14 protein-coding genes are annotated in these 14,374 nt (G+C 64.5%); 5 read left to right on the top strand and 9 right to left on the bottom strand.

Annotation, left to right across the window (positions count from 1 at the left end; translation table 11 throughout):
* Positions 1-37 precede the first annotated feature (37 nt).
* The 5 genes from LB555_RS22960 to LB555_RS22940 form a co-directional block, all read right to left on the bottom strand.
* Positions 38-637 carry a BA14K family protein gene (locus LB555_RS22960; protein WP_224527103.1) on the bottom strand — a complete coding sequence of 200 codons (600 nt, stop codon included), beginning with the start codon at positions 635-637 and terminating at the stop codon, positions 38-40.
* 106 nt (positions 638-743) lie between these two features.
* Positions 744-1,265 (bottom strand): DoxX family protein, encoded by a 522-nt coding sequence (locus tag LB555_RS22955; RefSeq protein WP_224683840.1) that lies wholly within the window; start codon positions 1,263-1,265, stop codon positions 744-746.
* Between the two features lie 299 nt (positions 1,266-1,564).
* The gene (locus tag LB555_RS22950) at positions 1,565-2,044 is read right to left on the bottom strand and encodes a tetratricopeptide repeat protein (RefSeq protein WP_015316912.1); all 480 of its coding nucleotides are present in this window, start codon (positions 2,042-2,044) and stop codon (positions 1,565-1,567) included.
* 31 nt (positions 2,045-2,075) lie between these two features.
* Positions 2,076-3,044 carry an MBL fold metallo-hydrolase gene (locus LB555_RS22945; protein ID WP_224683839.1) on the bottom strand — a complete coding sequence of 323 codons (969 nt, stop codon included), beginning with the start codon at positions 3,042-3,044 and terminating at the stop codon, positions 2,076-2,078.
* A 130-nt stretch (positions 3,045-3,174) separates the two neighbouring features.
* Positions 3,175-3,420 carry a DUF680 domain-containing protein gene (locus tag LB555_RS22940; RefSeq protein ID WP_140788507.1) on the bottom strand — a complete coding sequence of 82 codons (246 nt, stop codon included), beginning with the start codon at positions 3,418-3,420 and terminating at the stop codon, positions 3,175-3,177.
* 642 nt (positions 3,421-4,062) lie between these two features.
* Between LB555_RS22940 and LB555_RS22935 the strand changes: the two genes are divergently transcribed.
* From LB555_RS22935 to LB555_RS22925, 3 genes are read left to right on the top strand one after another with little or no spacing between them, the layout of a single operon-like run.
* Entirely contained in the window at positions 4,063-8,181 is a 4,119-nt protein-coding gene (locus LB555_RS22935) for a Pls/PosA family non-ribosomal peptide synthetase (RefSeq protein WP_224683838.1), read from the top strand.
* 29 nt (positions 8,182-8,210) lie between these two features.
* The gene (locus LB555_RS22930) at positions 8,211-8,687 is read left to right on the top strand and encodes a GNAT family N-acetyltransferase (protein WP_224683837.1); all 477 of its coding nucleotides are present in this window, start codon (positions 8,211-8,213) and stop codon (positions 8,685-8,687) included.
* Positions 8,684-9,355 carry a 4'-phosphopantetheinyl transferase gene (locus LB555_RS22925; protein ID WP_224683836.1) on the top strand — a complete coding sequence of 224 codons (672 nt, stop codon included), beginning with the start codon at positions 8,684-8,686 and terminating at the stop codon, positions 9,353-9,355. Before LB555_RS22930 ends, LB555_RS22925 begins: the two co-directional genes overlap by 4 nt.
* Here the strand turns inward: LB555_RS22925 and LB555_RS22920 are convergent.
* The 3 genes from LB555_RS22920 to LB555_RS22910 form a co-directional block, all read right to left on the bottom strand.
* Positions 9,331-10,431: a KamA family radical SAM protein gene (locus LB555_RS22920; protein WP_224683835.1), complete on the bottom strand. Its 1,101-nt coding sequence runs from the start codon at positions 10,429-10,431 to the stop codon at positions 9,331-9,333. The genes LB555_RS22925 and LB555_RS22920 overlap by 25 nt on opposite strands.
* Positions 10,432-10,518: 87 nt before the next feature.
* Complete coding sequence (locus LB555_RS22915; protein ID WP_224683834.1) at positions 10,519-11,415, bottom strand: NmrA family NAD(P)-binding protein; 897 nt, start codon at positions 11,413-11,415, stop codon at positions 10,519-10,521.
* On the bottom strand, positions 11,412-11,609 hold the full coding sequence (locus LB555_RS22910) for a DUF1127 domain-containing protein (protein ID WP_140725186.1): 198 nt from the start codon (positions 11,607-11,609) through the stop codon (positions 11,412-11,414). Before LB555_RS22910 ends, LB555_RS22915 begins: the two co-directional genes overlap by 4 nt.
* 216 nt (positions 11,610-11,825) lie before the next feature.
* Between LB555_RS22910 and LB555_RS22905 the strand changes: the two genes are divergently transcribed.
* On the top strand, positions 11,826-12,737 hold the full coding sequence (locus tag LB555_RS22905; RefSeq protein WP_015316903.1) for a transcriptional regulator GcvA: 912 nt from the start codon (positions 11,826-11,828) through the stop codon (positions 12,735-12,737).
* A gap of 69 nt (positions 12,738-12,806) precedes the next feature.
* On the opposite strand, the gene LB555_RS22900 is transcribed toward LB555_RS22905, so the two are convergent.
* Positions 12,807-13,259: a winged helix-turn-helix transcriptional regulator gene (locus tag LB555_RS22900; RefSeq protein WP_140788494.1), complete on the bottom strand. Its 453-nt coding sequence runs from the start codon at positions 13,257-13,259 to the stop codon at positions 12,807-12,809.
* Positions 13,260-13,444: 185 nt separating this feature from the next.
* Here LB555_RS22900 and LB555_RS22895 point away from each other — a divergent pair, with 185 nt between their 5' ends.
* Positions 13,445-14,260, top strand: coding sequence for an oxidoreductase (locus LB555_RS22895; protein ID WP_140663414.1), 816 nt, complete (start codon positions 13,445-13,447; stop codon positions 14,258-14,260).
* The last annotated feature ends 114 nt before the right edge of the window (positions 14,261-14,374 follow it).

The following is a 14,374-nucleotide window of genomic DNA, read 5'->3' as shown; positions in this document are numbered from 1 at the left end:
ATGCAACCCTTCAGCCAGGCCTGCATGGCACCGGCGGCTACTCGCACTGGCGCCTGGGTCCCCCGGAATATGGCTGATAGCTGTTGTCGTCGGGCCTGTAGGAGCGGTAGCGGCTGAAGCAGGAATCGACATGGTCGGCGGAAAGCGCCGTCGTGGCGACCGCCGGGGCGACACCCCCCTCGACATAGCTGACGGCTGCCGATGGCTGCGCGCCCTGGTCGTCGCCGGCGTCGAGATAGGGCGAGACGCAGGGGCGCTGCTGCCCGCTATAAGACATGTAGCTGTTGTCGTCCGGATTGTAGGAGCGGTAGCGGTTCGCGCACCAACTGACATGGGACGCCGGCAGCGCGTCGGCTCCAGCAGCCGGCGCGATCGATCCGGTCGCGGCCGGATCGGGTGCCTGCGCCTTGACGGCGATATCGGGCGGCGCGGGCTGGTCGGCCGGCAAGCGTTGCAGATTTTGCGCCGCCTTGTTCACCGGCCGCGCGTCCCTGGTCCACAGTTCCGCCACGCTGACAGTCGGCCTTGCCTCATGCGCGGGCTTGGCGGCGAGCAGCCAGGCGGCAAAGCCCAGCCCGCTGCCGAAGACCGCAAGGGTCAAGACAAAGCCGCCGACCAATGCCAAAATCGCTTTCACGTCACGCTCCTTCAGCCCCTGCTTATAGAATGCGGAGCATCAAGGCTGGTTCCAGCAAAGTACGTGTCGCAGGCGTTTGAACGGGTCGCGCGGGCTCAGCTCCTCCTCAGACCGGCAGCCTCACCTCTGGGGAAAACTGGTTCTCGACCGCCAGCAGCGACGCCACCGTTTCCCTATCGCGCTGGCGCTGCTGCAGGGTACGGGCCAGCAGCCAATCCAGCGAGATCCGGCCGGCGCCGGCGACGGCCAGAACGAACATGCCGCCGGCGATCGCCAGATCCTTTTCGAAATTCAGCAGCTCGCTCTGGCTGGCGAAGTTGGTGTGGAACAGTGTGGCCGTTGCCAGGCAGAAGAGGCCGAGGCCAATCGCCCCCAGCCGCGTCAGCACGCCCGTTGCCACCGAGAGCCCTGCCCCCAGTTGCAACGCGATGGTGGCGACAAACAGCGGCAGACCGACGCCTTGCGCGGCCATCGCCTTGGCGGCGCCGTCGAAATGGGTGGCCAGTGTCACCCCCTCATGCAGGAAGATGAAGGACATGAGCAGGCGCCCGACAAGCAGGGTCAGATCCCTGACATAGAGTTTGGTGGCGAGGGCGTGCAGCTTCGCGGCGCGTTCGTTCAGGATCATGGTCAGCCTCCGATATTTTGACACCGTGCAAGGCCGCGCGGGGACGGCGCCTGCCGAATGTGATGCTTGAAAGGGCCGGAGCCGGCTCGAGGGAGAGGCGCCGGCTCCGGCAATGGGCGCCAGCCACGAGCGCCCGAACTTTGGTGGGTCAGCGCCAAGCCCCTCATCCGGCCGCTTCGCGGCCACCTCTCCCCAGCGGGGAGAAGAGAAAGGCGGCGCCTCCTCTCCCCTCGGGGAGAGGTCGGATTGCCCCGAATTGCTTTTCGCAATTCGATCTTGGCAATCCGGGTGAGGGGAACTTACTTCGTCACCTTGGTATCGATGGCTTTCCGCAGGTCGGAAAGCTCCTCGCAGCCGGTCGGGCACAGTTTCTGCAGCGAGGCCAGTTGCTCATCGGCCTTGGCCATGTCGCCGGTTTCGACGTAGAGCTCGCCCAGATATTCGCGGGCGGCCTTGTGGTCGGGTTTCAGCTCCAGCGCCTTGTTGTAGTAGGTCAGCGCGGTGGTGAAGTCGCCGGTCTTGCGCAGCGTGAAGCCGAGCAAATTGTAGACGTCGGCCTGCTGGTTGTCCTGCGCGAGGTCGCGCAGGTCCGCCAGCGCGCCCTTGTAATCCTTGGCGTCGATCTTGGCCTTGACGGCGGTGAGGTCGGGCGCGTCGGCGCCCTCGATGTCGTCGACCGCATAGGCTGGGATGATGGTTGCGACGGGAACCACGGTCAGCACGGCAATGGCGCCGAGCAGGCCGAACAGGGCGTGCTTGCCCAAAAAAGATTGTTTCATTGTCTGTCTCGCTTGGGTTGGGAGCTGGTGCTCAGATTTCGACAGGCGTGAAGCCGTAGGCATTGCCGTCCTTGACGAAGACGCCGGTGCCCGGGAACGGGAAGTGCGAACCGGAAATGCGGATGTTGTCCGCGATCACCCGGTCGATGATCTTGTGGCGCGTGGCGATCGCCGTCGGCCCATCCTGGTCATAGGCGCCCTGCCATTCCGGATGCGGTGCGAGAAGCGCCGGCACATACATTGTGTCGGCCGAGATCATCAGTTGTTCCTTGCCGGAATTGGCGAGGTACACCGAATGGCCGGGCGTGTGGCCGGGGGCGGCGATGATCTGGATGCCGGGCGCGACCTCGGCGCCGTCCTCGACCAGCTTCCAGTTCTTCCATTTCGGGAAGTTTTCGGCGATGCGCTTGCCCGCCGGCTTGCGGCCCTCGGGCAGCTTCGCCAGCCTGCTCGGGTCGGTCCACCACTTGTATTCGGTGGCGTTGACGATCAGCTCGGCGTTTGGGAACACCGGCGTGTTGGTGCCCTTCTCCATGAGGCCCCAGACATGGTCGGGGTGGAAATGCGAGATCATGATAGTGTCGATCGCCTTGTAGTCGATGCCGGCGGCGGCCATGTTGGCCGGCAGGTGCGTGGCGTTGGCCTGCCACTGGCCGACGCCCGAGCCGGCATCCATCATGATCAGCCTGCCGCCCATCTTGAGCACCGCTACGGTGAGCGGAATGGGCATGAAGTCGGTCGTCAGCCCCGCCTTGGCGAGCGCTGCCTTGGTATCGTCGACCGAAACATCCTTGATGAAGGCCGGGTCGTGCGGCTTCTTCCAGATGCCGTCATAGACGGCGGTCACCTCGATATCGCCGACCGTGTATTTGTAGAAGCCGACGGTGGGCTCCAGCGTCTGCGCGAAAGCGGGACGGGTGAATTCCAGCTTGCCGGCAAGGCCGAGGGCGGCAGCGGCGGCGGCGGATTGAAGCACTGTGCGGCGTGACATGCTGAACATGGTGATCTCCTCTGTTGAGTGGTGGCTAAGGCGAAAGGTCGAATGGAATGACGGAGCGCCAAGCCCTGGCCCTCCGTCGCTGATCGCGGGTCGGATCGGCGCCGCCGGGATCCGGTGCCGACCCGTGAACTCAGTTGCCCCAGATGCCCTGGCCGGGTTCGTCCGCATCGGATTTGGTCGCCGGCCGGCTCGGCCCGGTCGTCACCTTGGTATCGACGCCATGAGGACGTGCCGCGTAGGGGATCGAGGCGGTGGCATTGGTGTCGACGGCGGCGCCAGGCTGGTTGGGGGCATTGGCGCCGAAATGGTCGCTGCCGGCAAAGGCAGAAGTCGAGGCAAGCAACATCGCAGCCACGCTGAGAGCGAGCTTGGTCATTTCGGTAAATCCTTGTTTCGTTTTCTATGGGTCGCGGACCGCAAGATTGCCCCGCTTGCAGAGAAGACCCGCAACGGCCGCGCTTTATTCCTGGACGCTATGAGATTTTTTCTGGAAGGGCTGAAACTGCAGGAAGCGGCCCTACGGAACGCTGCCCAGACACAATTCAGAAACAAGATTCAACAGTTCGGAAAAACTGGCGAAAAGATCGGATGGCATAAGCATCCCTCAACGGCCGGAAATCTGGCCGCCGCACAAGTGCACGATGCAGGCGCACGGACACAGGGGCACGGAATTGGGTACGGCAATGCAACGAGGTTCGAACGGATCGATGGGTGCCCTACCTGGCATGTCGCTCGCCGCCGGCAGCGCCCAGGCAATGCGCGCGCTTGCGCCCTACGCCCATGCTCCCGAAACTGTGAAGACGGGGCGGTCGATTCCGTGATAACCGCCCGGCCAAAGAGGGTGCGGCCGGCGATCGCCGGTCTGAATTCCGGAATCTTCCGTTCTGGAAGCTTCAGTCATTCCCCCTCCATGAACAACGATCAAATTGCAGCGACGGCACAGCCGGCAATGCCCGCCGGCGCGGCGGCGTGACCGAGATGTGCCTGTAACGGCTTGCCAGGACGAGAAAGTTTAGAAATGGACCACGGTATCGATATCGCCGAACTGGACAGGGAAGCGGCACGATTGGGCGCAGGGCCCGAGACCAGCTCCGACAGCGTCGATGCACTTGCGGGAATTGCCTCCGGAGCGCACGGCCAGGTCCTGGCGGGCGCCGATTTTGCCCGGACAGGCCAACCGGACGAGCGGCTCGACAAAGTCTTCGAGCAACTCGCCGGAACATTCGCCACGCTGCCGGCGGTGATCTCCGAGGGCCGCACCTGGACCTATCGGGAGCTGGACAAGCGCGCCAACCAATTTGCTCGCCTGCTGGTCAAGCGCGGCGTGCGGCCGGGTCACCGTGTCGGGCTCATCCTCGACCGGTCCGCGGAAACCTATGTGGCCCTGCTCGCCGTGGTGAAGGCGGGTGCCGCCTTCGTGCCGCTGGCCACCGCCTTTCCGCAAGAGCGCATGGCGCTCATCATCGAAGACGCCAGCGTCAGCCTGGTCGTCACCATCGCCACCTACGCTTCGCGGGCCGACCAGCTGCCGGTTCCGCACCTGTTGATCGACAGCGCCGCCGCCGAAATATCAGCCCAATCCGACGCGCCGCTGAAGCCGCATAAGGCGCCGGCCCCCACGGCGGTCGAAGACATCTGTTACATCCTCTATACGTCCGGCACCACCGGCAGGCCGAAGGGCGTCGCCATCCGCCACCAGAGCTTCGTCAACTTCATCCGCGTCGCCGCCGCATCCTACGGCTACCGGCCGGGCGATCGCGTCTACCAGGGCATGACCATCGCCTTCGACTTTTCCTCCGAGGAGATCTGGGTGCCGTTCGTCGCCGGCGCGACGGTCGTGCCGGCACCAGGCCAGATGCCTCTCGTGGGCGAAGAGCTCGCCGATTTCCTGCGCCATCACGACATCACCTGCATGGCCTGCAGCCCGACGCTTCTGTCGTCCATGACATCGGACGTGCCCAGCCTGCGCACGCTGCTGGTCGGCGGCGAGGCCTGCCCGCACAATCTGGTGGTGCGCTGGTCGAAGCCCGGCCGGCAGATCCTCAACACCTATGGCCCGACCGAGGCGACCGTCACGGCAACCATGGGTGCATTGACGCCGGACCGGCCGGTGACGATCGGCGCGCCGCTGCCCACCTACTCGATCGTCATTCTCGACCCTTCGCTGCCGCGGCTCGCCGAACCCGGCGAACTGGGCGAGATCGGCATTGCCGGCATCGGGCTGGCGGTCGGCTATCTCAACCGGCCGGACCTGACCGAACAGAAATTCATCGCCGATTTCCTCGGCCTGCCGAACAACCCGTCGAAGCGCATCTACCGCACCGGCGACCTTGGCCGGATCAGTGACGCCGGCGAGATCGAGTATGCCGGGCGCATCGATACCCAGGTGAAGATCCGCGGCTATCGCATTGAACTCGGCGAGATCGAGGCCGTGCTGCTCGACCAGCCCGAGATCGCGCAGGCCGCCGTCACCACCTGGGAGATCGAGCCCGGCCGCGTCGAACTCGTTGCCTATTACGCGCCCAAGGCCGGCCAGCCGGCTCTCTCGCGCGCCGACATTGCCCAGACGATGAAGCGGCGGCTGCCCGACTACATGGTGCCCTCCTATCTGGAGGAACTGCCGGCGATCCCGATGACGGTCTCCAACAAGGTCGACCTTCGCCAGTTGCCCAAACCAACCAGCGTCCGGCTCTCGGCCGATCGCGCCATGGTGCCGCCCGGCAATGACGACGAGCGTTTCCTGGCCGACGCGCTATGCGCCGTGCTGAAGTTCGACGATGTGTCCGTCGAGGACAATTTCTTCGACGATCTCGGCGCCAACTCGTTGCTGATGGCGCATTTTTGCGCGCGTGTGCGCACCCGCAAGGAATGGGCGACGACGTCGATGCGCGACATCTATCTCTATCCGACGGTGGCGCGCCTGGCCAAGCACCTGAGCGTGGCGGAAGAGATGACGACGGCCACCAACGAGCCCGTTCTCACCCGCCAGGCGTCCAATTTCGTCTACTGGACCTGCGGCGCGGCGCAGTTGCTGTTTTACGCGCTCTACAGCTACGTGGCGCTGTGGGCGATCAATGACGGCCTCAACTGGGTCTATGACACGCTCGACGACCCGCTGCAGCTTTACGTCAGGTGCGTGGTGCTCTCTGCCGGCGTGTTCTTCGGCATGTCGGGCTTCGCCATTGCCGCCAAATGGCTGCTGGTGGGCCGCTGGAAGGCGGAAGCGTTCCCGATCTGGGGCCTGCGCTACTATCGCTTCTGGGTGGTCAAAACCTTGATCCGCACGGCACCCGTCGTGCTGTTCCGCGGAAGCCCGCTCTACAGCCTCTACCTGCAGCTTCTGGGAACCAGGATCGGCAAGAACGTGGTCATCGAATCCCGGGCGGTGCCGGTGTGCACGGACCTGATTTCGATCGGCGACCGAACGATCCTGCGCAAGGAATCGCTGATCCTCGGCTATCGCGCCCAGGCCGGCTATATCCACACCGGGCCGCTGACCATCGGCCGCGACGCCTTCGTCGGCGTCGGCTGCACGCTCGACATCGACACCGCGATCGGCGACGGCGGCCAGCTCGGTCATTCTTCCTCGCTGCAGCACGGGCAAAGCATCCCCGACGGCGAACACTGGCATGGATCGCCCGCGGTGCCGACCACGGCGGACTATTGCAAGGTGCGCAACGTCAATCCTCCCCGCATCCGGCGCTTCCTCTACGAGGCCGTGCAGCTGATAGGCCTGTTTGCCATCGTCACCCCGCTGCCGCTTTTGTTCCACAGCTATTGGGAGAATGTCGGCGACGACTATCAGGAGACCATCGGCATTGTGGCGATCGGCACCACGGTCACACTGTTCGGCTACATCGCCGCGGCCTTTTTCGCCGCCACGGTGGTGCCGCGCCTGTTCAGCCTGATCCTGAAACCCGGCCGTACCTACACGCTTTATGGCTTCCGCTACTGGCTGCAGACGGTTGCCGAGTTCTCGAGCAACTCCCGCGTGCTCGGGCTGCTGTTCGGTGATAGCTCGGCCATCGTCCATTACATGAGCGCCATCGGCTGGAACCTCAACAAGGTGGTGCAGACGGGCTCCAATTTCGGCTCCAACCAGCAGCACGAAAACCCGCTCCTGTGCGAGATCGGCACCCAGACCATGGTGTCGGACGGGCTTTTCATGATCAACATGCACAAGTCCGCTTCCGCGTTCCGGCTCGAGCCGACCCGGATCGGCGAGCGCAACTATCTCGGCAACAACATCTACTATCCGCCGGATGGACGCACGGGCGACAACGTCCTGCTCGGCACCAAGGTGATGGTCCCCATCGACGGGCCACTGCGCGAGAATGTCGGCCTTCTGGGCTCGCCGCCCTTTGAAATCCCGCGCATGGTGAACCGCGACAAGGAACTCATCGCCGGCATCGACGAGCAAGACCGACGCCAGCGCATCCCGCTCAAGAACCGTCACAATCTGGTGACGATCCTCCTGTTCATGGCAACGCAATGGGTCATGCTGTTCGCCACGCTTGCGATCTGGGACCGGGCACTGAACTACTACACCGAATGGGCTGAGATCGCCCTCTTCGTGGCGGTGCTTTTGACCTCGGCGATCACCATTCCGTTCTACATCTTCGTCGAGCGGGCAAGCCTCGGTTTTCGCAAGCTGAAGCCGCAGATAACGACGATCTACGACGTCACATTCTGGCGCCACGAGCGCCACTGGAAGCTCGCGGATTCGCCTGTTGTGCGCCTGTTCGCCGGCACGCCGTTCCGGCCGATGATCCTGCGCATGCTTGGGGTCAATGTGGGCAAGCGCGTCTATGACGGCGGCGCCAACCTGACCGAGCGTTCCCTCGTGGTGATCGGCGATGACGTCACGCTCAATGAAGGCTGCGTCATCCAGGCCCACTCGCTGGAAGAAGGTGCGTTCAAGTCCGACTTCATCCGTATCGGCGATGGCTGCACGCTCGGACCTTCCGCCTTTGTCCATTACGGCGTGGTGATGGGCAAGGGATCGATGGTCGATGCCGATTCCTTCGTGATGAAGGGCGAGGAGTTGGAGCCCAACTCGATCTGGCGCGGCAATCCGGCCAAGCTGCACCGGTTCGTCGAGCCGGTCATGGAAGACGGCTCCAGGGCGTCGTCCTGACGCTCGATCCCGATATCGTCGGAGGCCACATGGCAGAGCGATCCGGAAGCACCGTGGACATCCGGATCGGCCCGGTGACCCCAGCCAATCGCGCTTTGGTCACCGCATTGCAGCTGGCGCCGGAGCAGATCGATTTCGTCGCCAGCAACGCAGCCTCCCTGCGTGAGGCCAGATCCGATCGGGACGCGCGGCCACGCGCCGTCATGGCAGGCGACCAGATCGTCGGGTTCCTGATGTACGAGGCGCCGCGGGACGATGACGAGGCGCGCATCTACCGCTTCATGATCGACCGCGCCTGGCAAGGCCGGGGCTACGGCAAGGCCGCGTTGCGTGAAGTGCTGGAGGAAATCGGCGGGCTCGGCCACATCAGCCACGTGTCGATCTGCTACGAACCGGAGAACGAGGCGGCGCGGCAGCTTTATCGCAGTGCCGGTTTCGTCGAACAGGGGCTCGACGAGGACGGCGAAATGATCGCCGATCTCATTCTGCCAACCGGCGACCGATGACGCCGCCCGCCGATCCGTCCGAGGAAATCGCCCTGGCGCGCGCCATGGCCGCCATGGCTCCGGCCGGGGTCCGCACCGGTTGCCGGATCATCCGCGAAGGTGACGAGACCCATCTGTTGCCGGCGGAAGCAAGCTCCATCCCCGCTCGCCAGCCGTCCATGCGGCGGGCCAGCGGCGCGGCGCGATTGCTCGCGCACCGGCTGCTCGCGGATGCCGGCTTCGACGGTTTCGCCCTCTTGCGCACGCCGTCCGGTGCACCCGCATGGCCGGACGGGATAACGGGCTCGCTCGCGCATGACGACGACATGGCCGTAGCGGCGGTCGCGGCTGTTGCCGGCATTATCTCGCTCGGCATCGACGTCGAGCCGGCGCTGCCCCTGCCCGATGAGATTTTCTCGCTCGTGGCAATTCCCCAGGACCGGATCGGCGCCGCCGACCGGCAGCTCGCCGGCCGCATCCTTTTCGCCGCCAAGGAAGCGGTCTACAAGGCCGCCTATCCGCTGGATCGCGAGGTGCTGGGCTATGAGGATATCGCCGTGGACCTCGAAACGGGCCACGCGACAACGAGGACGGGCCGCAAGGTCAGCTTCGCATACGGCATCGCCCCGCGCGTGGTCGTCTTGGCGTTTTGTCGGAATAACACCTATTCGCCAACTATCTCGCGGTAGTTCCTCACCTGCCCATCCAGCCCGCGAATGCGCCAGCGCTCGCCGTCCTGCCCTTCGACATGGCAAGGTCCGAGCGGCACTTTCCCTCCCCCGTCGGGTAGGTCGAGGACATAGACAGGGTTGCAGATGCCCGACAGGCGCGCGCGCAGCGCTTCCACCAGCGCCTGGCCCTGGGCGATCGTGGTGCGCCTGTGGGCCATGCCGCGTGCGAGATCGCCATGGTGAAGGTAGTAGGGTTTTATCCCCAACCGGTACATCAGCTCGCGGCAGAGCTCTTCCAGCGCTTCGACCGTATCGTTGACGCCCTTCAGCAGAACGCTCTGGTTGAGCATCACGAAGCCGGCCTGCCGCAAGGCGCGGCAGGCCACTTCGGTGGCGTCGGTGATCTCGCGCGCGTGGTTGAAGTGGGTGACCACCGTCACCATCAGCCGGCCCTGCAGCGCCGCGACCAGCCCTGGCGTGATGCGCGACGGCAGTGCCACCGGCACGCGCGTGTGGAGGCGCAGCAACCGCACATGGGCGATGTCCTCGATGCGCGCCCGGATCTCGGCCAGAGCCTTGTCGGGCAGCGACAGCGGATCGCCGCCGGTCAGGATCACTTCGCGGATTTCGGGATGGTCCGATATATAGGCCAGCGCCGGCTCCAGCGCCTCGCGCGTATAACCACGGCCGATCGACGTCAGCGATTCCTTGCGGAAGCAGAACCGGCAATAGACCGCGCATTGGTAGGTCGGGAACAACAGCACCCTATCCGCATGGCGATGCGTCAGCCGCGGCACCGGGCTGAATTCGTGATCGGCGATCGGGTCGCCAAGCTCACCCTCCGCCTCGTCCAATTCCCCAGGCGACGGGATCACCTGCGCCCGGATCGGATCGGCGGGATCGTTCCAGTCGATCAAGTCGAGATAGGCCTTTGGCGCCCGCACCTTGTGAAGCGCCGCGGCGGCTTGCGCGGCTTCGCGCTCGGCCGGCGAGAGCGGCAGGGAAGCGAGGTCGCGCACATGGCGCACGCCGGCGCGGACATCCTCCTGCCAGGCGCTGTCGGCGGCGCGGGTCGCATCTTTGAGATTGGGCATCGGGCGTCTCGGCTGTTTGCGCGGACCTATCGGCCGGATGAACAGCGCGGTCAACCGCTGTCGCAACGCCAACCATGTCCGCCGCCTTCACAACCTATGTCCATCCGCGCCAGCCATCGCCACAAAAGCGCTTTCAATCGTCTCGAACCTCAACTCCGGATAAAGCGTCCCGGCTTCCGGGGTGGCCGTCTCGAGCGCGGTCTCGCCGCGGATCCAGAATGCGCGCAGCAATCCAAGGCCGGGAACCGCCGCGATCAGCGCCTCCAGCTCCTCGGCGCTCATCTGCTTGACGCGGGGCGAACGGCCGCTCACTTGCCGCCACAGCTCGATCATTTCACTTTGGGTGATCTTGTTCTGTGCGATCCGTATCTCGCTGCGAACAGCATTGGGATCCTCAAGCGCGCGTATGGTGACCGCAGCGATATCCTTCTCGCTGACGAAGGTCGCCGGCACGTTGCCCTCGCCATAGAGCGTCACCTCGTCGGGTGGCAGCGGCGTCGAGCCGAAGCGCGTCAGGTCGCCCAGCGTCGCCACCCAGGTCGAGAAGAAGCCGTTGGTGTAGATCACCGTATAGGGCAGGTCGGCCTCACGGACCGCGTCGAAGACGGCCCGCTTGATGTCGAGCGGTTCGATCGAGCCGGGTGCGGCGGCGGCAAAGTCGAGGCCGAAGCCGGCGGACGGGACATAGCGGGAGATACCGGCATCCCTGATGGCGCGCACCAGCGTCATCTCGCTGGCCGACCCCACATGCACCGAGCTGATGACGCGGTCGACCTTGCCGACGGCGCGCACGAGGCTGTCATAGTCGTCGAGATCGCCGACATGCACGGTGGCGCCGAGATCCTTCAGCGGGCGCATCCGCGCTTCATTGGCCGACGTTGCCTGCCGGACCAGAACATGCAGGCTGTCGCCATTGCGCGCGCTGGCCTTGGCCATCTCGCTGCCGAGCAGTCCGGTCGCGCCGATGATCAGGGTGCTGGTCATATCGTCCTCCCATTGGCCAGAATTCCGTTAGCAAGGATGGAACCGTCCCAGTCGCGTTCGAGGCCGATGTCATGCAAACGGCGATCGGAAAGCCGGGAGATCTGGCGCAATGTGCGGCGGCGCTCGAACGCTGCCGCGCTTCGCATGGCAAGGCCGCTCATCGCGGCGCCGATGGGTCGAAGGGTCAAGGTCATAGTCCGTCTCCTGTGTTTCACTGGGCGCAAGCCTGCCGATGTCGCCCGAGTGGGGCGAGCATGACGATTGCTCACACTTGTCTGGTCAATTCAGCGCATCGATGAACCGGAAAGCCGGTGTGGATGCTTGGTACGCCTGAATATTGGGCCATTAAGGGCTGGACGACAAACGACTCTTTGTGCAGGATTTGTGAGTAACACTCACAGGTCGATCCAATGCCGCGCAGACTGCCGCCCCTCACCGCTTTGCCCGCCTTCGACGCGGCAGCCAGGCATTTGAGTTTCTCCAAGGCCGCGGAGGAGCTCAACCTCACCCATGGCGCGGTCAGCCGCGCCATCCGCAACATCGAGGACAGGCTGGGCATCCAGCTCTTCGATCGCGGCACACGCTCCGTGCGCCTTACGGGCGTCGGCGCGGCCTATGCGGCGGAGGTCGGCAAGGCGCTCGACCAGATCGCCGCCGCCACCATCGCCGCCACACCCGACCGCTCGACGCGCATCCTCAATGTCAGCACGTCCGACGGTTTCGCCGGCCGCTGGCTGGTGCCGAGGCTGCATCGTTTCCATCGCGCCAATCCCGACATCGACGTGCGGCTGGCGACTTCGGGCGTGCTGGCCGATTTCGTCAGCGACGGCATCGACATATCCATCCGCTACGGCCGCGGCGGCTATAGCGGGGTGACGGCGGAATTCCTCGCCGACGAGGAGGTTTTCCCCGTCTGCAGCCCGGAACTGCTGCAAGGCGAGCATCCGCTGCATCTGCCAGCGGACCTCAGGCACCACAAACTGATCCACGACGCCTTTCGCATCGACTGGGCGACATGGCTTGAGCAGGCCGGTGTCGAAGGCATCGACCCCACACGCGGCGTGCGCTTCGATTCCGCCACCTTCGCCGTCGAGGCCGCCGTGCATGGCGAAGGCGTGCTGCTCGGCCGCAGCGCGCTGGTCTCGGCCGACCTCGCGGCAGGCCGGCTGGTCCGGCCCTTCGATCTCGCGCTGAAATCGGCGGCCAGCTACTACGTCGTCTATCCCGAAGGCGCGCTGCGCCAGAAAAAGATCAGGGCGTTCCGCGACTGGCTGTTCGCCGAAGTGGCGGCCGACTGGATTGGTGCGAAGAAGAGCGGCTGATCCGAGGAACGCCCACCTGAATTCCCTCTCTTGCCGGCCAGCTATCGCCTTTCGCTCCGGCGCATCCAGTCAGTCCGACGGGCCGTCCGGCAGCTTGGGCGTCACGATCCGTATGGGACGGCTCCCGATCGGCGTTCCGGTCCCGCGATCGATGCTGACTGGGTCGATTTCGGTTCCTGTCTCGGCGTCGAAGAACCGAGTGAAATTGCCACCGCCCCGGTGCTTGCTGCCCCAGGCGGCGAGCGAGAACAGCACCGGAAGCAAATCCCGACCGGCCTCGGTCAGCACATATTCATCCCGTGGCGGCCGCTCCGAATATCGCCGTTTCTCCAGCAGCCCTTCCTGCGTCAAGGTCGCCAACCGGCTAGTCAGCATCGTCGGAGCGATGCCGAGGTTCTTGCGAAATTCGTCGAAACGGCTGAGCCCCGCATGGGCATCGCGCATGATCAGCATGCTCCACGTGTCACCCATCGTGCCGAGGCTGCGGGCGATCAAACAGGGCTGGTTGGAAAGATTCTTCACGACGATACCATTTTGATAGTGACTTACTACTGATTTGATAGTATCTGATCTCGCGAGGCCGTTCCACCGAAAAATGATGGTGACGGCCGGTCATCGCGCCGCTGGGAGTGCTTCATCTGAGCGTACACGGCTGACAAGTCCGTCGGCACAAACCGTCATGATCATGCATCTCGAAGGATATTGAAATGAACAACAAAAATCGCGGCGTCGCCGTCGTCACCGGAGCAGCGGGCGGCATCGGGCTTGCGACAGCCAAAGCCCTTCAGTCGGCCGGCTACCGCGTCTTCGGCACGAGCCGGAAAGCCGCGACCGGGTCACCGCCCGGGATCACGATGCTGAGCTGCGACGTGACCGACGCGGACTCCGTCGCAAGCATGGTGTCGCAAGTGATAAGCCAGGCCGGGCGCATCGACCTGCTGGTCAACAATGCTGGCAATGCACTGATCGCGGGTGCGGAAGAATCGTCCGTTGAACAGGCAAAGACCCTTTTCGACGTCAACGTCTTCGGTCTCATCCGCGTCACAAACGAGGTGCTGCCGATCATGCGACGTCAGGGCGGCGGCCGGATCGTCAACATCAGCTCGGTTGTCGGCTTTGTCCCCAGCCCGTTCAGCGCGCTCTACACATCCACGAAACATGCCGTCGAGGGCTACTCCGAGTCGCTGGACCATGAGGTCCGCCCCTTCGGTATTCGCGTCCTGCTGGTCGAACCGGCCTTCACCCGTACGGCTCTCGATCACAATGCGACGAAGCCGGACAGGATGATGAGTGTCTATGACCAGGCGCGGGCAACGGCAACCGCGGTCTGGAACAGGGCGATCGAAACCGGCGATGCTCCCGAGGTAGTCGGCCAGGCGGTCGTCACCGCGGCCACCGCGACATCGCCGAAGCTGCGCTATCCCACCAGCAAGCAGGCGCATCGCCTATACCTGCTGCGACGGTTTGTTCCCGCGCATGCCTTCGACAAAAGCCTCCGAAAACAGATGAACCTGCCGTCGTGACAAAGGCGCGTAGCCACTGTTCGGCGGGCCAGTTTTGAGACGCCAGACATCCGCTGCTGCGGCCGACGATTTGACGCATCACAAGCCGATCCACGACGGTTCCGAGAGGGGAAA

Origin of the sequence: Mesorhizobium sp. BR-1-1-10, assembly GCF_020165595.1 — a bacterium.
GTDB lineage: Bacteria > Pseudomonadota > Alphaproteobacteria > Rhizobiales > Rhizobiaceae > Mesorhizobium > Mesorhizobium australicum.
The sequence above is the reverse complement of the archived record's forward strand: the minus strand, read 5'-3'. Positions and strand labels throughout refer to the sequence as shown.